Below are 22,729 nucleotides of genomic sequence, written 5' to 3' on the forward strand. Positions count from 1 at the left end.
CCGCGATTTAATGGAACGAACCCCGCGCCGGAACGTATCTCCGGCCTAGGGACATCGCTTCGAAAGGCACACCAATGAAAAGGTTCACATCAGCGCTCTGCGCCACCCTTGCGTTCGCCATGACCGCTTCCACCGCCCTTCCCGCCGCTGCTGCGCCGCTCCTGGTCCAGCCCGCTCAGGCGCAGTCGGCCGCCGGCGACGTCATCCAGGTCCAGAACCGCAAAGACCGCGAACGCCGCTTCGAGCGCCGGCAGGAGCGGCGCGAGCGCCGGTTCGAACGGCGCCAGGACAGGCGCGAAGCCAGGTTCGAGCGTCGGGGCAACTACGCCTACTACAACAACCATCGCGGCTACCGCGAACGTCGTCCCGGTTACCGCCAGTATAACGGCTACTGGTTCCCGCCGGCCGCCTTCATCGCAGGCGCGATCATCGGCGGCGCTCTGGGCAACAATGCGGTCACGGTCCGCCCGTCAGGCAGCGCCCACGTCCAGTGGTGCTACAATCGCTACCGCTCGTACCGCGCGTCGGACAACACCTTCCAGCCCTACAACGGCCCGCGCCAGCAGTGCTATTCGCCGTACAGCTGACGTCCTGCGGTTCCGGATGAGACGACGCTGCCCGCCCCTTCACCGGGGCGGGCTTTTTCGTGCCGCCGAATGCTGCGCGCTTCGGAGATGGCGACTTTCAATCGAAACGATCGATCCATATATTCTGCACAGCAAGCGAACGCAGCCGGAGGGTGGCCATGGCAACACTGCAGAATTTTGACGCCGAGATCGCTCGGACCAGAAAAGTGGTCGATGACATGCGTTCGCGCATCGAGAACTCCGGTATTCTTCTCGAGAAGTTCGCCACGGCGGACAAGGCGATCGGCGATGCGGAGTTCGACATCGAGAACGCGCGGATCCAGGACGTGCTGAAGCAGCAGAAGGTCATGGAAGGCAACATCGCCGACCTGATCATCGGGCTCGAGGACGCCACCAACGTCTTCGGCGCCGAGTTCGAGAGCATGAAGAACTACACCGGCTGGGAGAGCTTCGTCGGAATCTTCTCCAAGCAGAGCCAGCAGCGCATGCGCAGCGAGCGGGTCCGCAACATGTCGCTGGCAGGCAATCTGCAGGAACTGCTTTCCAAGTCGGACACGATCGTGGGCATCCTCAAGGCCCAGAAGCAGGTGCTCGCCCAGCGCTATGCGACCTCGGAAGCCAGCCTGTCGCAGGTCATCGAACGCCGCAAGGGTACGATCGCCGGCCTGACCGCCACCCAGAAGCGCATCGAGGAACTGAACCCGATGCTGCTCGACATCGAGAACCGCATCGCCGCCTCGACGGACCAGACCCAGCGTACCGAACTGGAATCCGAGCGTTCCAAGCTCGCCACCGAATACAACGAGCGGCAGGCCAAGGAGCAGGAACTGCTCGCCGAAAGCCAGACGCTGGAACGCTACACCTCGATGTTCCAGACCTTCGTGGATTCGCTCAACAACCAGATCGCGGCGCAGAACACGCTGATCAACAAGCTGACCATCGATACCGAGCAGCGCATCGTCCTCTACAAGGCGCTGGAGGATTCGCTGAAGACCGCCGCCCAGCAGGACGTCGCCCACAAGATCAACACGCTGGGCAGCCAGGTCGACACGACCGCGGAACAGACCATGGCCGGCATCGGGGCCGCGGCCCAGAAGCATATCGGCGACCTGCTCGAACTGCACGAGAAGAACATGGTTGCGACCGCCGACATCCAGCGCCGCAAGAAACTCGCCGACGATGCCTTCGCCCGCCGCTTCGAGGAGGTGCTGCGCAAGCACAATGCCGCAGACTACGTGAAGACGGGCGCCTGATCGCGCGGCTCCGGACGCACGGGATGGCGCAGCCATGACACCTGCCGAAACGGCCGCCGGCCGCTATTTCGATGCCATCTCCGCGGCTCTGGCCGGCCTCGACGTGTTCATGCGCGACGAACGCTCGAAGCTCCAGACGCACGGCCTCGTGGCGCAGATCGTGTCGGAGTACATCGTCCGGCTGGAAAACTCCTTCGCCTGCTGGAAGAACCGTGTCGGCTTTACCGACAGCTTCCGCATCTCGAGGGCGGAGAGCGGCTTTCCGGTGTTCCAGAACGTCCTGGAACTCGAGAACGACAGGCGCACGGCCGACAAGCGTCTGGCGGCGATTCCCCAGCCGTCCGAACTGCGCGCCGAGATGGTCGACTTCATCCTGCGACACAAGGCGTTTCCGGACACGCTCCAGCGCATGATGGCCGAGCGGCTCTATCTGGAGCAGGCGAGTGGCGGACTGGTTTTCGCTCCCCACGTACTGCCGCAGACCGTGCGCGTCTCGGTCAATCCGAGGAGCGGCCGGCCGTTCTATCTCGTCCACTGGGGCGCGTTCGACGGTTCGGCCAATCTTCCGCTGGTCTACATGGCGATGGTCGAGGATTCCTCTCCCGACCTCGTCGAGATGCTGGTGACGCGCGACGGCAGGCTGAACGACAAGGTGCCGATCCCGCTTCCCGTCGAGGGTCTGCTCAACCCCGCGCTCGCGCGACGCTTCGACGATTTCGCCGAGAAGAATTCGGCCTACACGCTGTCGCCGGCCACGATCGCGGGCAATCTCGACAAGGATTTCGAGAACCTGCATCCCAAGCAGCTCCGCCGCGTGGTGCTCGGCCCGTTCTACTCGGCCGGCATCACCGAGCACAATTCGACGGTGGCGGCCGTCCTCGACAAGGTCCGTCGTCCGCAGAACGCATGGCTGCTCACCTGGACGATCCAGGAGGTTTTTTCCAAGGCAGAGAAGCCCGCCCGGCGCGGGTTGTGGACAAGCGAGCCGGCGCGCGAGGAATTCCACCTGGAGACCGACGACCTCGAAGCGGCTCGCCAGGGCGTCTCCGCCTACGAGAAGCATGCGCTGATCCCGCATGAGGCCTACCAGGCGCTCTATGCCGCCGGCGAGGCGCAGAAGATCTTCTCGGGGTACAAGGTCCACATCCTGTCGGGCTCCGGCGTGATCAGCGATGTCTAGCCCGTAGGGAGAGGAGTGACGCATGGACGCCGGCCTGACCACCATCACGGAACAGGACATCGAGAAGCATCGCGCCGTCGCACAGTCGATGGTCACGCGTATCATCGTGCTGGAGGATGATGGCGGACGCTCGGCCACCGCGCTCGCCGGCACAGGCAGGCGTTTCGTATCGACCGTCTCGACGGGTGCGACGCGCCGCACGCGCGAGGTCGAACTCTCCAAGACCATCGCGGCGCTGCGGCCCGGCGACCAGATGCTCTCCATCCCCCAGCATACGCTGCTCTTCCGCGCCCGGCGCGGGCTGGAGGTGTCGCTCGCCATCGGCGACGTCTTCGCGAAGGCCTCCGACCTCGAAAGCCTGCAGGCGAAGAACCTTCAGGCACCGCTGCAGGGCGAGGATGCGACCCGCTACCGGAAGCTGCTCTCGGCATCGGCCTATGTCGCTGCCTTCGCCTTCGCCTCCTACCTGCTGCAACTGATCGACGGCGAGAGCGAGCCGGTGAACGATACCGCCGAGCCGGACTTCCTGTTCGACACCCAGCAGGATGCGCTGAAGTCGATGGTCTCGGGTCTCGACAGGGCCATCACCGGTGCGGCAGACGAGCAGGAAATGACGGCGCGCGCCCGCGCCTTCGCCCGCGAGGCGATCGAGGGACTGCTGGCCCGCAAGGCCCGGTTCGACGGGCTGGGCGCCTTCGAGGACGCGCATATCCGGCTCGATTCCGACGATTTCACGCTCGACGGCTTCGATGTCACGCCGGGTCAGAAGCGCAAGCCGCTGTCGATGACGTTCAAGAAGCCGGAGGACATCGTCGGCAACCAGATCGCCAAGTACCAGGCGATGCGGCTGGCCCGGATGATCATGGCCTATGATTTCGACCGCCAGCTGAACCCTTTCGTGGAACTCGGCGGCTTCCTCTTCACTTTCATCGGCGACGGCGCCCCGGGCACCGGCAAGACCATGCTGATCCAGATGACGGCCGGCCTGATCAACGACTACTGCCAGGTGGCCGGCTACCCCTTCCACTACGAGAATTTCGGCGTCGACCAGATCTCGTCCTATCAGGGCAAGTCGGGTCAGAACTGCCGGCAGTTCGTCAACAACGTCATCAACCCGCGCGCCATCGGCTTCGGTACCATCGACGACATCGACCAGGTCGCGGCCAAGCGCTCGGACGACCGCGCCTCGGCCGGCCAGCACGAGATCACCGGCGTGCTGATGGCGGCCTTCGCGGGGGCCGAGACCGTGGTGCGCGGCAACTGCTCCTTCGGCATGTTTTCCAACTATCCCGAGAACGTCGACGACGCGCTGCGCCAGCGGGCTGGCGCCCGCTGGCTCGTCGACGGCCCGCAGACCCGCGACGACTACATCGACATCTTCGTGCTGCTGGCCGGCAAGAACCACCAGATCCCGCTCGGCGACCACGCGCTCCTGCAGAACCAGTCGATCCGGAAGGCGATATCGGTCGCCTACGAGGAGCATTCGAAGCCGCAGGAGGAAGGCCTCCGCAAGGTCTGGGAGCGCTTCCTCGACCAGTTCGGCGAACCGCGCACGATGACCGACGTTGGCACCTATCTGCACCTGATCCGCGAAGCCGAGCCGCGTTTCACCGGCCGGGCCATCAAGAACGTCACCGACGCCATCAAGATGCGCGCCATGGACTTCGACCTTCCTGACGAATGGTTCGCGACGCCCGACGCCTTCATGCACCGGCCCTACGACGAGAAGAAGGCGATGATCGAGGACCTGCGCGGCCCCTTCTCGATGGCCATGGTGATGCAGGAGATCAACCGCTACGCCGACAGCGAGTTCCGCTACTCCGACCGCTCCGACGACACCGCCGTGTCAAAGATGGTGCGCGACGCGAAGCTGCGCGAGCGGGCGATCGGCGAGATCGAGGCGATGAAGGCGAAGGGTTTGTGGGGCTGACCTCCTTCTCCCCGTTCACGGGGAGAAGGTGCCCCGAAGGGGCGGATGAGGGGCGGCGCAATGCGTGGCGAGAACGCGAGGAGGACGAAGCGCGCCCGGTCTCTTCGGCAGGTCGAGAACGATGCGGAGGACGTGTCGTGGAACAAACTGCGCGGGCGGCGGCTCCACGGCTGGAAGTTCGTCAGGCAATTGCCGATCGGACCGTACTACGCCGACTTTGCCTGCCGGCAGGCCAATCTGCTCGTCGAGGTCGACGGCAGCCAGCACGCTCGCCAGCCGCGGGACCGGTTTCGGAACGAAACGATGAATGCGAATGGGTGGTCGGTGCTGAGGGTGTGGCACGCCGACGTGCTGCGTGAACGAGCGTTGGTCATCGATACGATCGGGGCGGCCGTCGAGGGGCGACTTCGCGAACGCATGGTCGGTCACGACGCAAGGTTCCTTCCGGCGGTTCGCGAGGTAGAGCCATGACCGAAAACCTTCGCGCCGCCCCTCATCCGCCCTTCGGGCACCTTCTCCCCGTGAACGGGGAGAAGGGGAGTTCGGCGGGCGCGGATCGCGATTGTAAACGCCGATCCGCGGCCCTAGATTCTGGCGTGGCTGGCTAGAAAGGGCAGTGAGATGCGTGAAGTCGGAACGCTGGAAGCGCGCAACTCGCTCAGCGCCCTCCTGGAACGCGTCGAGAAGGGCGAGGAGATCACCATCACGCGGCACGGCAAGCCGGTCGCGCGGCTGGTCCCGCCTGCGCGGTCCGAAGAGCAGAAGGCCAAGGCAAGAGAGGTGGTCGCGGCGATCATGGAGATGCGTAAAGAAGTGAAACCCGATCCCGACGGACTGACGATTCGCGATTACATCGAGATGGGCCGTCGCTGTTGACCATCGTCGTGGACTCCTCCATCGCTTTGGCTTGGTTCCTGCCGGATGAGAACAGTCCTCTGGCGCTTGGTGTTCTGATGCAGGTGACCGAAAGCGGGGCCGTGGTGCCGCAGAACTTTCAAGTCGAGTTCGGAAACGCTCCGGTGGTGGCCGTCCACCGCAAGCGGATCGACCGGGACGATCGGCGCAGGACATTCGAACGCATCTCGGATCTGGAACTGACGACCGATCGCGCAGGCGGTACCGCGCTGTGGACCGATACGGTCGAACTGGCCGATGAGCACGGGCTTACGCTCTACGACGGGCTCTACCTGGAACTCTCCCTCCGCACGGGACTGCCGCTGGCTACCCTCGACAAACGGCTCGCAAAGGCAGCGCTCGACGTCGGCCGGCTTCGCACATGACAGGTTGGCGACATCCGACATGAACCTCCTCCGCGACTCGCAACTCATCTACGGCCGGCTCCTGACGGTCGAGGAGCCGCATCTGATCGCGCGCTACAACAAGGCGCTCATGGCCTTCGGGCTGGCGCCGACGAAGCTCGAGAGCTTCGAGATCGACCGCACCGGCTTTTCGCCGCAGGTGGCGGAGGAACTGGGCGATTACGGCTACCTCGACCCGAACGGGATCAACCGCCGCTTCATCGTTCTCACGCCGTCACAGATCGAACTCCCGGTCGTGCACACCGCATTCTCGAACACCTCGCAGCTGATGTTCGAGTTCCTCTCGCGAAACCGCCGCGCCATCGATGCGCTGACCATCAAGGACGTGATCTACGGCGAGATCGAGGACAGCGTCGCCAGGGTGGACGACATCGAGGACCTGCTGTCGATCCACCAGGTCGAATTCAAGGTGCTGTCGGCCGAGGACGTGCTCGGCAAGGCCGCCGAACTCGGCCGGCTGGCCGACCGGCTGAAACGGGAGCCCGACGCATGGCGCGACAAGGCCATGCTCGAGCAGATGGTGGAGCTGGCGAAGCTCTGCGGCGACATCCGCGAGAATGCGCTCGTTCCCGACCAGGTGATCTTCCGCCACAACGCCTTCTGGACCAGCCATTTCGGCGGTCTCTACGTCTTCGTCGACCCGGACGTGACGACGGTGATCTCGGATCCGTCGGCGCCAGGATTCCGCCGGTCACGCCCGTGGCAGGTCAGCTACCTGTCGATCCACGACCCCGACAGCGTGTTCCAGTTCCTGCTCTCCACGGGGCGGCTCGACCTGCCGCGGGCATCATGGATCGAGACCTCGGGATATCTGGAGCATCGTGCCGACATGGCGATCCGGACCCTCGTCTGTCGCAACGATCCCACGGTGGACCTGTCCCACGCCGACAAGGTCTGGCTGCAGACCTGGATTCACGGCCATGCCAATCTCGTCAACAGCGACGGCGTGTTTCCCTTCCTTAACGCCATGAAGCGGCAGGTCGGGCGCACCGGACGCATCGATCTCGACGAAATCGAGCCCGCCCGTCGCTTCCTCGTGGTGCGCGCCAAGCCCGAACATCCGGATGCCTGGCTCACGAACATGCTGATCGCCGACTTCGTGCCCGACGACTTCATCTCGCGCTACGTCTTCAACAAGCAGGCCTTCTACAGGGACTACGAGACCTTCGAGCCTAACTGGCGACGCCACGTTGTGGAGATGCTGAAGACCGCCTATCTGTCCGACAAGGCCGGGCTTCGACGGAAGCTCTACGGACTGACGGACTAGGGGGAGAGTATGCTGGATCCGATCATCGACTTCTTCTCGCGGGTCTTCCAGGCCATCGGCCGCGGCATCGGATGGGTCATCGGCATCATCCTGTGGCCCTTCCTGGCGGCCGGCCGCTGGTATGCGCGGCGCGGCTGGCTGATCAAGGGCCCGATCGGCATCGCCCTCCTCGTCCTCTTCGGCCTCTACGCCAACTTCTTCTACCAGACGCAGCGCTGGGCCGGCTTCGATCCTGACTACGTCGACCCCTACCAGCTCGACCAGCGCGCCGTGTCCGCCGGCGAGCAGATCACCGCCGGCGGCGCCGGCGATACGACGAGGACCTGCGGGCGCTCCGCCATCGCCGACGTGACCGCCGATCTGATCGACTTCAACGTGAACCAGAACGCCTGGATCTCGTCGATGCTGCTCTACAAGACCGGCTTGTTCGGCCTCGACTGGGACAGCACGCCCTTCTTCGACAACGAGGCGTCCTTCCAGCGCGGAGTGAACCAGGCCATCCGCCGCACGACCGTCGAACTGGTCGACACGCTCGGCCGCGTGCGCGGCACGTCCCAGATCGATTCGAACCTGCAGGATGCCCGCGGCAACATGCAGTTCGACGAATCGACCTGGTACTTCGGCGTCAATCCCTTCGGCCCGAAGACGCCGACTCCCGCCTTCTACCGCTCCGCGATCCGCGACCTGCGGGCCTTCAACGAGCGCCTGGCCGCCTGCAACGCCGTCTTCGACGCGCGCGCCGACAATCTCATCCAGTTCCTCGACCGCATCGCCAACGACATCGGCTCCACATCGGCGATCCTGCGCGAGCGTTCCGAACTCTACAATCGCGGCTGGTTCGACGTGCGCGCCGACGATCGCTTCTGGTTCGCCTATGGCCAGCTCTACGGCTACTACGGCATTCTCCACGCCGCCGGCGCCGATTTCGAGGACGTCATCGCCCAGCGTTCCGTCAAGCCGCTCTGGGACGCGACGGAAGACCAGCTTCGATCCGCGCTTAGGATCCAGCCCTTCATCATCTCGAACGGAGACGAAGCCGGCTGGATCATGCCGACCCATCTGGCGACGATGGGCTTCTACGTGCTGCGCGTGCGCTCCAATCTCGTCGAGCTTCGCTCCGTCCTGGACCGGTGAGGCACCGACGACCGGCCGGAGACGGACGGAACCCCGGCCGCGGCCCCGGGACCGATCGCGTCGCATCCCCCGGAATGGGTCGTCCGGCATCTTGCCTTGGCGCGGGGGCAACAGCTACGATGACGCGATATTGTTTTGCTTCATAACATTTCTGGAGGACATCTCATGGACGCATCGGGTCAGGTCGCAATCGTCACCGGCGGCGGTTCGGGTCTCGGCGAGGCGACGGCCCGCGCGCTGGCTGCGCGCGGCGCCAGGGTCGCCATCTTCGACGTCGGCATGGAGCGCGCCGAGAAGGTCGCGGCCGACATCGGCGGGATCGCCGTCAAGTGCGACGTCTCCAGCGCCGAGAGCGGCGAGGCCGCTTTCGCCACAGTGGTCGAGAAGCTCGGCTCGCCACGCATCCTGGTCAACTGCGCCGGCATCGCCATCGCGATGAAGACGACGAGCAAGGAAGGCGTTCACCCGCTCGACATGTTCAAGAAGGTCATCGAGGTGAACCTCGCCGGTACCTTCAACATGATCCGCCTGTTCGCCGGCCTGTGCGAGAAGTCCGAACCGCTGGAAGGTGGCGAGCGCGGCGTCATCGTCAACACCGCGTCGGTCGCCGCCTTCGACGGGCAGATCGGCCAGGCCGCCTATTCCGCCTCGAAGGGCGGCGTCGTCGGCATGACGCTTCCGATCGCCCGCGACCTGTCGCGCGCCGGCATCCGCGTCTGCACCATCGCGCCCGGCATCTTCAAGACGCCGATGCTCGCCGGCTTGCCGGAGGACGCGCAGCGTTCGCTCGGCCAGCAGGTCCCCTTCCCGTCCCGCCTCGGCGAGCCGGCGGAGTATGGCGCACTGGCCTGCCACATCGTCGAGAACCAGATGCTCAACGCCGAGACCATCCGTCTCGACGGCGCGATCCGCATGGCGCCGCGCTAGGCGCGCATTCATGGGGGAGGAGGAACGGAAGGGGCCGCTCGCCGGTCTGAAGGTCATCGAGATGGCCGGCCTCGGCCCGGTGCCGCTCGCAGCCCTCATCCTGTCGGAGATGGGCGCCAGCGTCCTGCGCATCGACCGGCTGAAGGCTTCGCCCTCCTTCCTGAACCTTCCGCCGGAATTCGATCTCGACCGACACGGTCGCGATACTCTCCGGATCGACCTGAAGGCCCCGGAGGGGATCGCCCTTATGCACGATCTCGCCACCGGGGCCGACGTCCTGATCGAGGGTTTCCGGCCGGGGGTCATGGAGCGGCTCACGCTCGGCCCGGAGGAGATGCTGGCGACCAATCCCGGCCTCGTCTACGGCCGCATGACCGGCTTCGGACAGGAGGGGCCTCTTGCCCGGCGCGCCGGGCATGACCTGACCTATCTCGCCCTGACGGGCATGCTGCACGCCATCGGACCGCGGGACGGCAAGCCCGTTCCGCCGCTCAACCTCGTGGCCGACTACGGCGGCGGGACGATGTTCCTCATTGCCGGCGTGCTCGCCGCCCTCTTCGAGCGGTCGCGGTCGGGCCGCGGGCAGGTGGTCGACGCGGCCATGATCGACGGCGCCTCGACGCTGGGCACTCTTCCCTACGCCCTTCTGGCAGCAGGTCTGTGGCGTGACAGGCGCGGCTCGAACCTTCTCGACTCGGGCGCTCCCTTCTACGACACCTACCCGACCGCCGACGGGAAGCATGTCGCCGTGGCCTGTCTCGAGCCGCAGTTCTTTGCCGAGTTCGCCGCTCTGCTGCCTCTGGACGATCGCTTCGTCGCGGCGCAATACGACCCGCGTCTCTGGCCGGAGATGCGCTCTGCGATCGCCGAACGCCTGGCAGCGAGAACCCGGGACGAATGGTGGGAGATCTTCGCCGAGACGGATGCCTGCGTGGCGCCCGTGCTGTCGATGAAAGAGGCGCCCGAACATCCGCACAACGTCGCCCGCGGCACGTTCAGGCACGAAAGCAGGCTTGTCCGCGGGGCGCCGGCTCCGCGCTTTTCACGCACACCCTCCGCGCCCGCAGGGCCACCGGACCCGGCCGCACAGTCGAACCCGCTGCCGCCGGTGCTGCAAGCCTTCGGCATCGCGTCTGCCCGGGCCGAGGCCCTTGCCAGAAGCGGGTTGATCGCGGGATAAGGTGACCGAAACCATCCGCTTTTCGCGAACGCCGACGCGGCGGATGGACGGAAGCGATCGCGCGGGAGTTCGAAACATGACCGACGAGAAGAAGGACGTCCTGCGTCCCACCGATGCGGAGGCCGTGCGTCTCGGCCGCCGGCTGCTGCGGGCTTCGCGCTTCGGTGCCCTCGCCGTGCTCGAACCCGACACCGGCGCGCCGTCCGCCAGCCGCGTCGCGACCGCTACCGATCCCGACGGGGCGCCGCTGATCCTCGTCTCCATGCTGTCGCCGCACACCGGAGCTCTTCTCGCAGACCCTCGGTGTTCGCTTCTGCTCGGAGAACCGGGCAAGGGTGACCCTCTCGCCCATCCGCGCATCACCCTGTCCTGCCTGGCGACGAGGCTCGACCGCGAGAGCGATGACGGTAGGCGGGCGCGCCGCCGCTACCTGAACCGCCATCCCAAGGCCGAACTCTACGTCGATTTCGCAGACTTCTCCTTCTTCCGGCTGGAGCCGCAGCGGGCCGGCCTGAACGGCGGGTTCGGAAAGGCCTATGCCTTGACCCGCGGCGATCTGCTGGTCGATCATTCCGCCATGGCCGATATCGCGGCGGCGGAGCAGGGTGCGATCGCCCATATGAACAGCGATCACCGCGACGCCGTCGAACTCTACGCCCGTCACTTCGCCAGGGCCGGCGCGGGCAACTGGGTCATGACCGGCCTCGACGTCGACGGCTTCGACCTCGCCTGTGGCGATGATTCGCGTCGCGTCTTCTTCGACGAACCGCTGACCGGGGCGGCCGCGATGCGCCAGGCCCTCGTTTCGATGGCCCGGATCGCCCGCGAAAACATCGGATAGGCAATTCTTGCCGGTCCCCGGAAGGAAATTGCCGGACAGTGCTTCCCCTGCGAAGCGTTCTGGATTAACTTTTGATGGATCGGCGAAACGAGGGTGGGTTGCGCGCTGAAGGCCCGACCCTCTTGCGCCCGGAATGCGCGGTATGTGCGTGGGCTCGCAGGAGGCGGTGTTTGGGAACGGACGATTTGCGCTTCTACGCGGATGAAGCTTCCGTGTTTCTAGCAGCCTTCTCCAACGGAAAACGCATCCAGATCATCTGTGAACTGCTCGATTCGGAACTGCCGGTCGGTGTCATCGCCCAGAAAGTGGGACTGAGCCAGTCGGCCCTGTCTCAGCATCTGTCGCGACTGCGCGGCCTCCGCCTCGTCAACACCCGTCGCGACAAGCAGACGATCTACTATTCCTGCAGTTCCGATCAGGTCCGCCGGCTCTTTGGGACTCTGAACGAGATCTTCGTGCTTGAGTCGCGCAAGTCGGGCGCACCCCTCTGAACGGCCTGCGCCGTCACCTGCGGGTTCCTTCATCGTCGTCTTGACCTTGCCGCTCTTGCCGTCCAGACCTGTCGCAGTCGTCAGGACGGACCCGTTCGGCATGCGCGGATGAGCACTGCATTCCCATTTCGTAGACGCGCGGCAGGTCTGCCTGTCCATGCCTGAGATCATCCGCATCGATGACGTGCAGGATCCGCGGCTCGATCCTTACCGGCAGATCCGCGAGCGCGATCTCGTCGGCCGACGGCGCCGCTTCATTGCCGAAGGACGGGTCGTTCTCAACGTGCTTCTCGGCGACGCCCGGTTTGCGGCCGAATCGCTGCTGCTCCTGGAGAACCGGGTCGACGGCCTCTCGGATCTGCTGGCAGGTGCGCCTGCCGATCTGCCCGTCTACGTCGCGCCGCAGCCGATCCTCGACGCCGTCGCCGGCTATCATGTCCATCGCGGCGTGCTCGGCCTCGGGCGCCGGACCGACGAGTGCGATCTCGACGCTTTCGTCGCCGCCCTCCCCCCGCGCGCGCTGGTGCTGGTGCTGATCGGCATTTCCAATCACGACAATGTCGGTGCCATCTTTCGCAACGCCGCCGCCTTCGAGGCGGATGCCGTGCTGCTCGACGCGACCTGCTGCGATCCGCTCTACCGGAAGGCCATCCGCGTCTCGGTCGGCGCAGTGCTCAGGGTACCGCACTGGCGCGGCGGTACGGCCGAGGCGCTTCTCGCGCATCTTGCCGCCGCCGGATTCGACTGCCTGGCGCTCAGCCCCGGCGGCACGACGGACGTCACCGAAATCCGGCCGCGGCAGCGCACCGCTCTCCTGCTGGGCAGCGAGGGCACCGGCCTTCCGCCTGACCTGCTCGCCCGGCTGACGACCGTCCGGATCGGAATGTCCGCCAACTTCGACAGCCTCAACGTCGCGACCGCCGGAGCCATCGCGCTGCACAGGCTGTGGCGGGGAGCCGGCGACGGGGACGGCGACGGGCGGTGAGACGACCGCGAGGTCAGGCCCGAAGCGTCGCGATCCTGCGGACTGGCTCCATGGTTCGTCAGATCCGTGCTCCTGCACAAGTCCGTCACACGAAGCCGATGGTCACCTCCGGGAGACAGGCTCAGCGGGCCGCAGAGGCCTCCTTCAGGGCACGCACGCGCTCGGCAAGGCTGGTCGGCCTGCGTTCGGCGGAGGACTTGAGCGGCTCCACGACATCGGCGGCCAGCGCCACGGTAATCGGGGATTCCGGCCCGTCGAGCGTTTCGGTCAGCCGCACCACCTCCGCGGCGAGGTCGTTGATCTGCTCGCGCAGCAGAGCGTTCTCGCGACGTTGCAGATCCCAGTCCTCGGACTTGTCGCGCTCGTAGACAGCGAGGTCCGCCCTCAGCTTCTTGTTCTCGCGGACCAGCTTCGTCAGGCGCTGCTGCAACTGGTCGCGTTCCTCGCTCAGCGTTGACATCGCTTTCTCGACGTCGCCCCCCGTCGCGCCGGAGAGCAGCGTCGACATCTGCAGCGTGAGATCGGCGAGATCGGCCTCGAGCTTCACGCGGCGGGCCTCGGAAGCCGACAGCTTCGTGTTCAGGTCGTTCTCGCTCGACGCTCCCGAACGTGCGTGCTCACGCAGCCTGGCGAGGTCCTTCTCGCGACGGTCGAGGCGCTCCTCGCGGTCGGCCAGGGTGGACTCCATGCGCTCGATCTTCTTTTCGAGCTCGGTGATCTTCAGCCGCTCGGCCTTCAAAAGCTCCTGGCTCTGCTTGTTCTCGGCCAGGGCCTCGCGCAGCTGTCGCTCCACGTCCCTGCGCTTCCCGCGCAAGGCGTTCAAGTCGTCCGACACTCTTTCGTACTCGGCCTCCCGTGCCACCAGTTCGATCTGGCGGCTGCTGGAGTTGAACGCCGCGTCGTCGTAGAGACGGCCGAGCTTGTCGAGTTCCAGCGCCTTCTCGTCGATCTTGCGCGTCGCCTCGTCGAGGCGGCCCGACAGGACCTGCAACTGCTCCTCCCGCCGCCGAAGCTCGGCGCGCATCTCGCTGCCCTGAGCCTCCATCGCGGTGATCGCCGCGTTCTTCTCCCCGATCTCGTCCGTCAGTTCCTTGAGCTGCGCCTGGTGCCGGTTGATCTCGACGATCTGGCTCGACGCCTTGTCGCGGAACGCCTTGATGCTCATTTCCAGGCGCCGCGTCGACATCGCGAACTCGGCGCGCATCCGGTCCTTGTCGGCCTGGATCTCGTTGAGGGAGAGCGGAACGGACGCCTCGATGCGCCTGCGCGTCAGCAGGACCGCCCGGCGCCAGACGGCCGGAGCGATCATCAGTGCCAGGAAACCCGCGCACAGGAAACCGAGCGAAAAGAACAGAATGGATTCGATCACGCCGAAAGCCCGCCCATACCCGCACCGGATGATCGGGTGTGCCACAGGGGCACCGTCCCGATCCATCCCTGCACGGCTTTTTACTTCGCCTTAAGGTTAAGCGCCAGCGGCGAAGGTCGTTGCGTCGCCCGGCGGGACCTTCTCTCAGAAGGGGTTCCAGGTCGGGCGGGACGTGACCTTCAGGTAGCCTATGTTGACGCCGAGCCTTGCGCCCACGCCCGTCCGCACCGGAATGAGCAGCACGTTGCGGTAGCGCAAGACATTGAATCCCACGCCGGCCACGAGGTAGGCCGACCCCGCCACGCCCACATAGCGGTGATAGATCTCGTCGACCGTGTTGAGGTCGTAGACCAGCATCATGGTCCGCGAGCCCTGCCCGCCGAAGTCCCAGCCGATGGAGGGTCCCTGCCAGAACAGCGTGTGATCGCCTGCGTTCTTGGTGAACAACGTGCCCTCGCCATAGGTCAGACCGCCGACGATCGCGCCCGATCCCTCTTCCCCGAGGATATAGCCATTGGGGACGCCGTAACGCGCGAAGATGGTCTCGATCGCCGCGGCAACGCCGCCGGACGCTGACCCGAAGAACTCGTGACCCTTGTCGATCATCTCCTGCGCGGTGAATTCGGAATTCGCGGACGCGGGAACCGGCTCGGCCGTTGAGAGGGCGAGCGCGAGGACGAGGGCCGCGAAGGCCCGCGACAGGAACCGCGCCAGTTTCGAGAGTGTCATATCCATACTCCGTCGGCAGCTGCTGCCGGGGCAGCGCGCCTTTGGTTGATGCCCGTCCACCCGATCGGCCTTCGCGAAAACTAGCCCCAAATCGTTTTCCTTCCGTTAAGCATCTTTCGGCGCGGCGGGGCCGCCCCGACGCCCCGCAGCGTCCGAGCGGTCGGCATTTCTTGCGGCGACGTCAGCCTTGTGTAACGTCGACCCTGCGGCAGCCCCTTCTGATTCGACCGCCATCTCGCTGCCCCTTTCCGCCGCCGTGCCGAATGTGCTGGAGACCCCGATGTCCGAACTGCTTTCTCTGTCCGCGCCCGATCTGGCGGCTCTTCTGTGCAGCAGGGTCTGCCACGACATCATCTCGCCGGTCGGTGCGCTCAACAACGGTCTCGAGCTCCTCGACGAGGGAGGCGCGGACGAGGACGCGATGAACCTGATCCGGGCCAGTGCGCGAACCGCCTCGGCACGTCTGCAGTTCGCGCGGATCGCTTTCGGCGCAGCCGGGTCGGCAGGGATGCAGATCGACACCGGTGACGCCGAGTCCGTGGCAACCGCCTACTTCCGCAACGAGAAGCCGAACCTCGAATGGACGGGCGGGCGCGCCCTCCTCCCGAAGAACAAGGTGAAGCTGCTCCTCAACCTGCTGCTCATCGCCGCCGGCGCCATTCCGCGCGGCGGCACGATGAGGGTCGAGCTCTCGGACCTGATGACCACGCCGAAATTCACCATCGTCTCCACCGGGCCGATGGTGCGCGTTCCGCCGAAGTTCCTCGAACTGCATTCCGGAACGCGGCCGGAAGAGCCGATCGATGCCCACACCGTCCAGCCCTACTACACGCTGCTCCTGGCGCGCGAGGCGGGCATGACGATCTCCATCCATGCCTCCGCCGAAGAGATCACCCTCACCGCCGCGTAGAAACCCGCCGGCTGCGACCGGCAGTTGCTTTGCATTCAAGTTTAGCGATCCGTTTCGCCAATTCTTTCACTGTTTCGCTTAGTCTTCGTGCGGGGCCATCAGAGGTTGCCGCATGATGCGGCCGCGACGGAGGGAATGTCGACATGAAACGCTGCATGATCGTTGATGATTCGAGTATCATCCGAAAGGTGGTCAAGCGCATACTCGGCGGACCGGAGCTTGCGGTCGTCGAAGCGGGCAATGGTCGCGACGCGCTCGACATGTGCGCGGCCGAGCTTCCAGACGCCATCATCCTCGACGGCACCCTCCCCGACATGCAGGCGCCCGAGTTCATTCACGCGGTCAAGGCGCTTCCCGGCGCCAGGGACGTGCGGATCCTGGTCTCGATCCTGGAATTCGACATCGGGGCGATCATGCGGGCCAAGCGCGCCGGCGCCACGGGCTACATGCTGAAGCCCTTCAACAGGGCTCAGCTGCTCGACCGGTTTCGCGAGCTGAAGATCGCGGCCTGATCCACGGCCCCACGCGCCGCCGCCACGCGTCGTTCGCACGAAAAAGCGCCCGGCGATCGGACGATCGCGGGCGCTTTCGTTATCCGCCCAACGGGATCAGGCGCTGACGCGCACGTCCTCGGGTTCGCGCAGCACGTAGCCGCGCCCCCATACCGTCTCGATGTAGTTCTGGCCGCCGGAAGCCGCGTCGAGCTTCTTGCGCAGCTTGCAGATGAAGACGTCGATGATCTTGAGCTCCGGCTCGTCCATGCCGCCGTAGAGGTGGTTGAGGAACATTTCCTTCGTCAGCGTGGTGCCCTTGCGCAGCGAAAGCAGCTCCAGCATCTGATATTCCTTGCCGGTCAGATGCACGCGCTGGCCACCGACCTCGACGGTCTTGGCGTCAAGGTTCACGATCAGGTCACCTGTGGTGATGACCGACTGCGCATGGCCCTTGGAGCGGCGCACGATCGCGTGGATGCGGGCGACCAGCTCGTCCTTGTGGAACGGCTTGGTCATGTAGTCGTCGGCGCCGAAGCCGAGGCCGCGCACCTTATCCTCGATGCCGGCCATGCCGGAGAGGATCAGGATCGGGGTCTTGACCTTCGAGAGGCGTAGCGTGCGCAGAACCTCGTACCCGGACATGTCGGGCAGGTTCAGGTCGAGGAGAATGATGTCGTAGTCGTACAGCTTGCCGAGATCGACACCCTCTTCGCCCAGGTCCGTCGTGTAGACGTTGAAGCTCTCCGACTTGAGCATCAGTTCGATGCTCTGTGCCGTGGCACTGTCGTCTTCAATCAGCAGGACGCGCATTTCAATCCCCTCTTCTGCAGCCGAGCCGGATGTGCCGACGTGCCGGCCCGGGAGCAGTCGTTACGTGACTCGAAGGCTGCCACGAAATGGTTAACAAAATCTGATTCCGCATGGCAAGCGCAATCATCCTTCCGAAGTGTCCGACACAGCATGTTGAATCCAAACATGAATCAACACGTGAAGCCGTTAAGGCTGAAGCTTAAGAAGCCGCAGTAACCGACTCTAGCGACTCGCGTTGTCGGTTTCCCGAAAAGGCACCCGGCTTTTTTTACCGCCCCTTAAGCCCTCGACCTTATGATTAACGGTGCGCGTAAACGAATGGTTACCGGCACCGAAAATCCTTAGGATTTCGTTTGCCCTCCGCCATCGCCGCGCAGAGCCGTGGGTCGGGCGTGATTTTTCCGGCAGGTACGCGTATTCGGGAGTAAGCGGACATGAAGTCACGTGGGAATCTGGTTCGCCTGAAGCAGTTCCAGGTCAATGAGAAGCGCCGGCAGCTGTCGCAGCTGGACATGATGATCGCGGAATTCGACCGGATGGCCGCCGAACTCGATGCGCAGGTCGCCATCGAGGAGAGGAAGTCGGGAATCACCGACACCAACCATTTCGCCTACCCCACCTTCGCGAGGGCCGCCCGGCAGCGCCGGGACAACCTGAACAACTCCCGCCTCGACCTGCTCCAGCAGAAGGGTGCCGCCGAGATGGCCCTCGCCGAAGCCGAGACGGAACTTGCAAAGGCCGAGCAGCTCGAGAACCGCGACACCCGGGTGCGCGACGCCGAAGCGGACCTGCGCCGCGCCGTCGCCGGCTGATCGGCGAACCCGCGCGATCGGTCGGTCCCCGCCCCTCCCGCCTCCGTCCGGCTTTCGCGGCGGCGGGTCTTCATCTATACGGCGCGCATGCGCCTTGCCCCGCCCCTCCTGCTGTTCGTTGCGACGGCCGCCTTCGCGCTGGGCGTGACGCTGCCGCTGATCCGGGTCGAGCGCCTCTACTTCTTCACGGAGGAGCCGTCGCTCGCCGGCATGGTCGCCGCGCTCTGGCAGGGCGGAGATCCGCTCCTGGCCACGATCATCGCCCTCTTCTCGATCGTCTTTCCCGCGGTCAAGCTGATGCTGCTGCACGTCGCTAGTCATTCGGGCGCGGCGGCCCACGACCGTCTGCCGTCCTGGCTGCGCGGCCTGTCGAACTGGTCGATGATGGATGTGGTACTGGTGGCGCTGGTGATCTTCGCGGCGAAGACGAGCGGCCTCGCGGCCGCATTCACCAAGCCTGGCCTGTGGTGCTTCGCGCTGTCGGTGATCCTGACGGTCGCGGTATCGGCGCTGCTGCGGCGCGAGCGGTCGGCCGGATAGCGCTTCGCGCGGAGACGGATGCGCCACGACCGGCTTGCGGTCACCACGTCGAAGGATGGATCGTGGGCTGCGAGCGGGATGCCGGGATCAGCGGTACCGGAGCCGGCGTCGTGCGCCTCGCCTCAGTGGCGGTACTGCTGGATGCGCGTGGTGCGGAGGCCGGCGAGGCCGTATTCGTCGATCGAGGCCTGCCATGACAGGAACTCCTCGACCGTGAGCTTGTAGCGCTGGCAGGCTTCCTCGAGGCTGAGAAGACCACCCCTGACCGCGGCGACCACTTCCGCCTTGCGACGGATGACCCAGCGCCGCGTATTGCTCGGCGGCAGGTCTGCAATGGTCAGCGGGCTGCCGTCTGGCCCTATCACGTACTTGACCCGCGGTCTCACCAGATCGGTCATTTTACTCTCTACACCCGACACAACTCGGCACCAACAGAGCGCAGACTACCGGTGTAGCTTTAAAAATTGGCTAAGCGGCCGGTAATCGAAACGTAACGATTCGGGACTCTCTAAAATACGAGAGATTCGCCTCCTGCCGGCCACCTGCTTGCGCGCGATGCTGGCATCCGGACGGTTCTTGACCTATCTGTCGGGGATGGGCATTGGACCCCTCGATACGGACAACAAGGAAGCGAACGAGCCGATGAACAGCCTGGATCTTCCCGGCCGGCCGGAAGACACCCGCGTCGTCGTGGCGATGTCGGGCGGCGTCGATTCCTCCGTCGTGGCCGGCCTTCTCAAGAAGGAAGGCTACGACGTCGTGGGCGTCACGCTGCAGCTCTACGATCACGGTGCAGCCGTCCACCGCGCCGGATCCTGCTGCGCGGGCCGCGACATCGAGGATGCGCGCCGCGTCGCCGAGACGCTCGGCATCCCCCACTACGTCCTGAACTACGAGCAGCGCTTCCGCGAGGCGGTGATCGATCCGTTCGCCCGCAGCTACATGTCGGGTGAGACGCCGATCCCCTGCGTGTCTTGCAACCAGACCGTCAAGTTCGCCGACCTGCTCGGTACGGCGCGCGACCTGGGAGCGGAGGCGCTCGCCACCGGCCACTACATCCGCAGCCGGGCTCACGGCGCCCATCGCGCGCTCTACCGTCCGCTCGATGCCGACCGCGACCAGAGCTACTTCCTGTTCGCGACGACCCAGGAGCAGCTCGACTTTCTGCGCTTTCCGCTGGGAGGACGCTCCAAGCCGGAGGTCCGGGCCATGGCCGAGGAGATGGGCCTGTCGGTGGCCGGCAAGCAGGACAGTCAGGACATCTGTTTCGTGCCGCAGGGCAAGTATTCGGACATGATCGCCCGGTTGCAGCCGACCGCCGCCACGCCCGGCGACATCGTCCATATCGACGGGCGAAGGCTCGGACGCCATCAGGGCATCGTCCACTACACGATCGGCCAGCGCCGCGGTATCGGCGTCGCATCCGGGGAGCCGCTCTACGTGGTGCACCTCGATCCGGCGGCTGCGCGCGTCGTGGTCGGTCCCCGCGAGGCGCTGGAGACGCGCCGCATCGCGCTGCGCGACTTCAACTGGCTGGGCGACACGCCGGTCGCGGCTCTGGCGGGAGCGGACCTCGAAGTCTACGCCAAGGTCCGCTCCACCCGCCCGCCGCGCCCGGCGGTGCTGCACGTCGGCGACGACGGACAGGTCGAGGTCGAGCTTGCCGACGGCGAGACCGGCGTCGCGCCCGGCCAGGCCTGCGTGCTCTATTCGGACGAGGGAAGCGAGGCGAGGGTCTTCGGTGGCGGCTTCATCGAGCGTACCCGCCGGTCCGGCAAGGCGGAAGCGATGCTGTCGACGCTTGCGGCGATGCAGGCCTGACCCCTCCAGGGGTACTGACGGACCACGCCGGACGTCGTCGTCCGGCGCCTGCGAAGCCGGCCGGCGTCAGTCGTGGACGACGCTCCCGGCAGTGAGGATGCGCAGCACCGTGATCGCCTCCGCTCCGCTCGTGCGCGGTTCGGCCCGCGTCTCGATGCAGTCGATGAAATGCTCGAGCTCGCGCGTCAGCGGCATGCCGGTGTTGTCGAACTCGACATAGGCGGGCTCGTTGGCGGTGAAGGCCCACTGCCCCGAATCCTGCCACACGGCATGACGGTAGACGGCGAGCTTGCGCGGACCGGGCTCCACGTCGTCGAACACGGCCATCGCCTTGGTCCCGACGACGGTGAGCCGCCGCTCGCGATAGGGGTTCAGCCGCGAGGTGAAGAGGTGCCCCCGCACGCCGCCGGGAAAACGCATGTGGAGATGGGCGAAGTCGCTGAGATTGTCGAGGATCGCCGCCCCCTCGCCGCGGACCTCCAGCGGCGCCTGGCCGGTGATCGCCAGGATCATGGACAGATCGTGCGGCGCGAGATCCCACAGCGCGTCGTTCTCGGTGTGGAACTTGCCGAGACCGAGCCGGTGGGAATGGATGTACTTGACCTCGCCGAGTTCGCCGGCATCGATCAGCGCCTTCAGCTTCTCGAAGGCGGGGTGGAAGCGCAGCACGTGGCCGACCATGAAGACGCGGCCGTTGGCCTTGGCCGCCGCGACGGCGCGCTCGGCGTCGGACACGGTCAGCGCGATCGGCTTCTCGACCAGCACGTCCTTGCCGGCCTCCACCGCCCGGATCGCGAATTCGGCATGGAACTGCGGCGGCAGGGCGAGCACGATGGCGTCCACCTCCGCGCAGCGGACGAGATCGTCGGGGGCGATGGACAGGCATTCCTGTTCGGTCGCGAAGCCTTCCGCACGCGCCGCATTGGCGTCGGACACGGCGTAGAGGGCGTCCAGCGACTTCAGGGTCCGAATGTGGTTGCTGCCCCAGTAGCCGCAACCGAGGACTGCTAAACGTGGCGCCATGTGCGAGAATGTCCGAAAGAATCTGGCCTGACATATCGGGCCGTCCACCGGAACTCAACCCCCGGGCGGGCGCCGTCGGACAGGGCCCCCGCGGCAGGCAAGGCGATGCCCGGGTGGCGCATCGTCCCTAGGCCGGCCCGAGGCGCTGCAGGAGCGCCCCGATGTCCTCGACGCGGCACAATTCGGTGCCGGGAGTCATGGCGGCTGCGGCGCCGGCGGCGATGCCGAAACGGAAAGCCTCGGCGACCTCCCTTCCCTCGATCAGCGCCCAGACCATGCCGGCGAGAAAACTGTCGCCTGCGCCGACCGCCGACCGGACCCGCACGGGGATCGTTGGCAGCCGGACCACCCCGTCGGGGCCGGCCAGGATCGCTCCGTCTGCGCCGAGCGTCACCGCCACGAGCTCGGCCGCCCCGCGCGCGACGATTTCGGCGGCGACCGTGCCCGCATCCTCGGCGCCCAGTCTGCGCCCTGCATACTGCTCGAGTTCGCCAAGGCTGGGCTTGGCGAGGAACACCCTCGCCCTGTCGAGCGTCGCCTTCAGGGCGGCACCGGACGTGTCGAGCACGAAGCGGGCGCCGCGACGGGCGGCGGCGTCCGCTGCCCGCGCATAGAAATCCTCCGCCACACCGGCCGGCAGGCTGCCCGAGCCGACGACATAGTCGCCGTCATGCGCGGCAGCGGTTTCGAGAACCGCATCGAGCCTGTCGGCGTCGACCGCCGGTCCTTCCGGAACGAAGCGGTACTCCAGCCCCGTCGACGTCTCGTGGACTATGAAGCCGAGCCGTGTCTGGCCCTCGACCGTGATGCGCCGCGTCGCGACTCCCTGTTCGGCGAGGAGCCTGTCGAGCATCTGTCCGACCTCTCCCCCCGCCAGATAGACGGCTTCGACCGGGCAGCCGAGCTTGGCCAGGACGCGCGCGACGTTGATGCCGCCGCCGCCCGGATCGAAGCGGCCGTTCGACGTGCGCACCTTGCGCACCGGCCGGATGACGTCGGCATCCCCCGAGACGTCGACGGTGGGGTTGAGCGTGAGCGTGAGAACCTTGGCCATGTGCGTTCCTGTCTGTGCCGGCAGAACACGGCGACGCCGCGCCGCGTTCCACTGCCGCGCGGGCGCCGGCCTC

General features: G+C 65.9%; 25 protein-coding genes. 19 read left to right on the forward strand and 6 right to left on the reverse strand.

Features of this window, described 5'->3' with window-relative positions:
• The first annotated feature begins 74 nt into the window (after positions 1-74).
• The 14 genes from IAI54_RS11750 to IAI54_RS11815 all read left to right on the forward strand — a co-directional run bounded on the left by IAI54_RS11750 (position 75) and on the right by IAI54_RS11815 (position 13,094).
• Positions 75-587: a BA14K family protein gene (locus IAI54_RS11750; protein WP_187972510.1), complete on the forward strand. Its 513-nt coding sequence runs from the start codon at positions 75-77 to the stop codon at positions 585-587.
• A gap of 158 nt (positions 588-745) precedes the next feature.
• On the forward strand, positions 746-1,840 hold the full coding sequence (locus IAI54_RS11755; protein WP_187972511.1) for a hypothetical protein: 1,095 nt from the start codon (positions 746-748) through the stop codon (positions 1,838-1,840).
• A 34-nt stretch (positions 1,841-1,874) separates the two neighbouring features.
• Complete coding sequence (locus tag IAI54_RS11760; RefSeq protein ID WP_187972512.1) at positions 1,875-3,020, forward strand: hypothetical protein; 1,146 nt, start codon at positions 1,875-1,877, stop codon at positions 3,018-3,020.
• Between the two features lie 22 nt (positions 3,021-3,042).
• On the forward strand, positions 3,043-4,950 hold the full coding sequence (locus IAI54_RS11765; RefSeq protein WP_187972513.1) for an AAA family ATPase: 1,908 nt from the start codon (positions 3,043-3,045) through the stop codon (positions 4,948-4,950).
• Positions 4,951-5,010: 60 nt separating this feature from the next.
• Positions 5,011-5,421, forward strand: a complete 411-nt coding sequence (locus IAI54_RS11770; protein ID WP_187972514.1) for an endonuclease domain-containing protein — start codon at positions 5,011-5,013, stop codon at positions 5,419-5,421.
• 150 nt (positions 5,422-5,571) lie between these two features.
• On the forward strand, positions 5,572-5,826 hold the full coding sequence (locus IAI54_RS11775; RefSeq protein WP_187972515.1) for a type II toxin-antitoxin system Phd/YefM family antitoxin: 255 nt from the start codon (positions 5,572-5,574) through the stop codon (positions 5,824-5,826).
• Positions 5,823-6,230, forward strand: a complete 408-nt coding sequence (locus IAI54_RS11780) for a type II toxin-antitoxin system VapC family toxin (protein ID WP_187972516.1) — start codon at positions 5,823-5,825, stop codon at positions 6,228-6,230. Before IAI54_RS11775 ends, IAI54_RS11780 begins: the two co-directional genes overlap by 4 nt.
• Positions 6,231-6,249: 19 nt before the next feature.
• On the forward strand, positions 6,250-7,536 hold the full coding sequence (locus IAI54_RS11785; RefSeq protein WP_187972517.1) for a DUF6638 family protein: 1,287 nt from the start codon (positions 6,250-6,252) through the stop codon (positions 7,534-7,536).
• Between the two features lie 9 nt (positions 7,537-7,545).
• Positions 7,546-8,670, forward strand: coding sequence for a DUF2333 family protein (locus IAI54_RS11790; protein ID WP_187972518.1), 1,125 nt, complete (start codon positions 7,546-7,548; stop codon positions 8,668-8,670).
• Positions 8,671-8,835: 165 nt separating this feature from the next.
• A complete protein-coding gene (locus IAI54_RS11795) occupies positions 8,836-9,597 on the forward strand; it encodes a 3-hydroxyacyl-CoA dehydrogenase (RefSeq protein ID WP_187972519.1) in 762 nt (253 codons plus the stop codon).
• A 10-nt stretch (positions 9,598-9,607) separates the two neighbouring features.
• The gene (locus tag IAI54_RS11800) at positions 9,608-10,777 is read left to right on the forward strand and encodes a CaiB/BaiF CoA transferase family protein (RefSeq protein ID WP_187972520.1); all 1,170 of its coding nucleotides are present in this window, start codon (positions 9,608-9,610) and stop codon (positions 10,775-10,777) included.
• A 76-nt stretch (positions 10,778-10,853) separates the two neighbouring features.
• Entirely contained in the window at positions 10,854-11,618 is a 765-nt protein-coding gene (locus tag IAI54_RS11805) for a HugZ family pyridoxamine 5'-phosphate oxidase (RefSeq protein WP_187972521.1), read from the forward strand.
• 170 nt (positions 11,619-11,788) lie between these two features.
• Positions 11,789-12,109, forward strand: a complete 321-nt coding sequence (locus IAI54_RS11810) for an ArsR/SmtB family transcription factor (protein WP_187972522.1) — start codon at positions 11,789-11,791, stop codon at positions 12,107-12,109.
• 157 nt (positions 12,110-12,266) lie between these two features.
• Entirely contained in the window at positions 12,267-13,094 is an 828-nt protein-coding gene (locus IAI54_RS11815) for a TrmH family RNA methyltransferase (RefSeq protein WP_187972523.1), read from the forward strand.
• Between the two features lie 121 nt (positions 13,095-13,215).
• Here the strand turns inward: IAI54_RS11815 and IAI54_RS11820 are convergent, their stop codons facing one another.
• Together IAI54_RS11820 and IAI54_RS11825 are read right to left on the reverse strand one after the other, a co-directional pair.
• Positions 13,216-14,463, reverse strand: coding sequence for a coiled-coil domain-containing protein (locus IAI54_RS11820; RefSeq protein WP_187972524.1), 1,248 nt, complete (start codon positions 14,461-14,463; stop codon positions 13,216-13,218).
• A 144-nt stretch (positions 14,464-14,607) separates the two neighbouring features.
• A complete protein-coding gene (locus tag IAI54_RS11825; RefSeq protein ID WP_187972525.1) occupies positions 14,608-15,192 on the reverse strand; it encodes a DUF1134 domain-containing protein in 585 nt (194 codons plus the stop codon).
• A gap of 280 nt (positions 15,193-15,472) precedes the next feature.
• Here IAI54_RS11825 and chpT point away from each other — a divergent pair, with 280 nt between their 5' ends.
• Both chpT and IAI54_RS11835 read left to right on the forward strand, forming a co-directional pair.
• Positions 15,473-16,102 (forward strand): histidine phosphotransferase ChpT, encoded by a 630-nt coding sequence (gene chpT, locus IAI54_RS11830; protein ID WP_187972526.1) that lies wholly within the window; start codon positions 15,473-15,475, stop codon positions 16,100-16,102.
• A gap of 143 nt (positions 16,103-16,245) precedes the next feature.
• Positions 16,246-16,614 (forward strand): response regulator, encoded by a 369-nt coding sequence (locus tag IAI54_RS11835; RefSeq protein WP_187972527.1) that lies wholly within the window; start codon positions 16,246-16,248, stop codon positions 16,612-16,614.
• 96 nt (positions 16,615-16,710) lie between these two features.
• Here the strand turns inward: IAI54_RS11835 and ctrA are convergent, their stop codons facing one another.
• Positions 16,711-17,406, reverse strand: a complete 696-nt coding sequence (ctrA, locus tag IAI54_RS11840) for a response regulator transcription factor CtrA (RefSeq protein ID WP_126700245.1) — start codon at positions 17,404-17,406, stop codon at positions 16,711-16,713.
• Positions 17,407-17,840: 434 nt separating this feature from the next.
• On the opposite strand from ctrA, the gene IAI54_RS11845 reads away from it, so the two are divergent.
• The gene (locus IAI54_RS11845; protein WP_187972528.1) at positions 17,841-18,218 is read left to right on the forward strand and encodes a flagellar export protein FliJ; all 378 of its coding nucleotides are present in this window, start codon (positions 17,841-17,843) and stop codon (positions 18,216-18,218) included.
• An 87-nt stretch (positions 18,219-18,305) separates the two neighbouring features.
• Positions 18,306-18,758: a paraquat-inducible protein A gene (locus IAI54_RS11850; RefSeq protein ID WP_187972529.1), complete on the forward strand. Its 453-nt coding sequence runs from the start codon at positions 18,306-18,308 to the stop codon at positions 18,756-18,758.
• Between the two features lie 122 nt (positions 18,759-18,880).
• On the opposite strand, the gene sciP is transcribed toward IAI54_RS11850, so the two are convergent.
• Entirely contained in the window at positions 18,881-19,156 is a 276-nt protein-coding gene (gene sciP, locus IAI54_RS11855; protein WP_024849925.1) for a CtrA inhibitor SciP, read from the reverse strand.
• Between the two features lie 244 nt (positions 19,157-19,400).
• On the opposite strand from sciP, the gene mnmA reads away from it, so the two are divergent.
• A complete protein-coding gene (gene mnmA / locus IAI54_RS11860; protein ID WP_187973129.1) occupies positions 19,401-20,579 on the forward strand; it encodes a tRNA 2-thiouridine(34) synthase MnmA in 1,179 nt (392 codons plus the stop codon).
• 66 nt (positions 20,580-20,645) lie between these two features.
• Here mnmA and IAI54_RS11865 read toward each other — a convergent pair whose 3' ends face one another.
• Together IAI54_RS11865 and IAI54_RS11870 are read right to left on the reverse strand one after the other, a co-directional pair.
• The gene (locus IAI54_RS11865; protein ID WP_187972530.1) at positions 20,646-21,602 is read right to left on the reverse strand and encodes a Gfo/Idh/MocA family protein; all 957 of its coding nucleotides are present in this window, start codon (positions 21,600-21,602) and stop codon (positions 20,646-20,648) included.
• Between the two features lie 127 nt (positions 21,603-21,729).
• Positions 21,730-22,656 (reverse strand): 1-phosphofructokinase family hexose kinase, encoded by a 927-nt coding sequence (locus tag IAI54_RS11870; RefSeq protein ID WP_187972531.1) that lies wholly within the window; start codon positions 22,654-22,656, stop codon positions 21,730-21,732.
• Positions 22,657-22,729 lie beyond the last annotated feature (73 nt).

The sequence above is a fragment of the Aquibium microcysteis genome, from assembly GCF_014495845.1.
GTDB lineage: Bacteria > Pseudomonadota > Alphaproteobacteria > Rhizobiales > Rhizobiaceae > Aquibium > Aquibium microcysteis.

Bases quoted from the DNA above. Each gene is read 5' to 3' on its own strand.
- IAI54_RS11750 (WP_187972510.1), top strand. From the start codon at position 75: ATGAAAAGGTTCACATCAGCGCTCTGCGCCACCCTTGCGTTCGCCATG.
- IAI54_RS11755 (WP_187972511.1), top strand. From the start codon at position 746: ATGGCAACACTGCAGAATTTTGACGCCGAGATCGCTCGGACCAGAAAA.
- IAI54_RS11760 (WP_187972512.1), top strand. From the start codon at position 1,875: ATGACACCTGCCGAAACGGCCGCCGGCCGCTATTTCGATGCCATCTCC.
- IAI54_RS11765 (WP_187972513.1), top strand. From the start codon at position 3,043: ATGGACGCCGGCCTGACCACCATCACGGAACAGGACATCGAGAAGCAT.
- IAI54_RS11770 (WP_187972514.1), top strand. From the start codon at position 5,011: ATGCGTGGCGAGAACGCGAGGAGGACGAAGCGCGCCCGGTCTCTTCGG.
- IAI54_RS11775 (WP_187972515.1), top strand. From the start codon at position 5,572: ATGCGTGAAGTCGGAACGCTGGAAGCGCGCAACTCGCTCAGCGCCCTC.
- IAI54_RS11785 (WP_187972517.1), top strand. From the start codon at position 6,250: ATGAACCTCCTCCGCGACTCGCAACTCATCTACGGCCGGCTCCTGACG.
- IAI54_RS11790 (WP_187972518.1), top strand. From the start codon at position 7,546: ATGCTGGATCCGATCATCGACTTCTTCTCGCGGGTCTTCCAGGCCATC.
- IAI54_RS11795 (WP_187972519.1), top strand. From the start codon at position 8,836: ATGGACGCATCGGGTCAGGTCGCAATCGTCACCGGCGGCGGTTCGGGT.
- IAI54_RS11800 (WP_187972520.1), top strand. From the start codon at position 9,608: ATGGGGGAGGAGGAACGGAAGGGGCCGCTCGCCGGTCTGAAGGTCATC.
- IAI54_RS11805 (WP_187972521.1), top strand. From the start codon at position 10,854: ATGACCGACGAGAAGAAGGACGTCCTGCGTCCCACCGATGCGGAGGCC.
- IAI54_RS11815 (WP_187972523.1), top strand. From the start codon at position 12,267: ATGCCTGAGATCATCCGCATCGATGACGTGCAGGATCCGCGGCTCGAT.
- IAI54_RS11825 (WP_187972525.1), bottom strand. From the start codon at position 15,192: ATGACACTCTCGAAACTGGCGCGGTTCCTGTCGCGGGCCTTCGCGGCC.
- chpT (WP_187972526.1), top strand. From the start codon at position 15,473: ATGTCCGAACTGCTTTCTCTGTCCGCGCCCGATCTGGCGGCTCTTCTG.
- IAI54_RS11835 (WP_187972527.1), top strand. From the start codon at position 16,246: ATGAAACGCTGCATGATCGTTGATGATTCGAGTATCATCCGAAAGGTG.
- ctrA (WP_126700245.1), bottom strand. From the start codon at position 17,406: ATGCGCGTCCTGCTGATTGAAGACGACAGTGCCACGGCACAGAGCATC.
- IAI54_RS11845 (WP_187972528.1), top strand. From the start codon at position 17,841: ATGAAGTCACGTGGGAATCTGGTTCGCCTGAAGCAGTTCCAGGTCAAT.
- IAI54_RS11850 (WP_187972529.1), top strand. From the start codon at position 18,306: ATGCGCCTTGCCCCGCCCCTCCTGCTGTTCGTTGCGACGGCCGCCTTC.
- sciP (WP_024849925.1), bottom strand. From the start codon at position 19,156: ATGACCGATCTGGTGAGACCGCGGGTCAAGTACGTGATAGGGCCAGAC.
- mnmA (WP_187973129.1), top strand. From the start codon at position 19,401: ATGAACAGCCTGGATCTTCCCGGCCGGCCGGAAGACACCCGCGTCGTC.
- IAI54_RS11865 (WP_187972530.1), bottom strand. From the start codon at position 21,602: ATGGCGCCACGTTTAGCAGTCCTCGGTTGCGGCTACTGGGGCAGCAAC.
- IAI54_RS11870 (WP_187972531.1), bottom strand. From the start codon at position 22,656: ATGGCCAAGGTTCTCACGCTCACGCTCAACCCCACCGTCGACGTCTCG.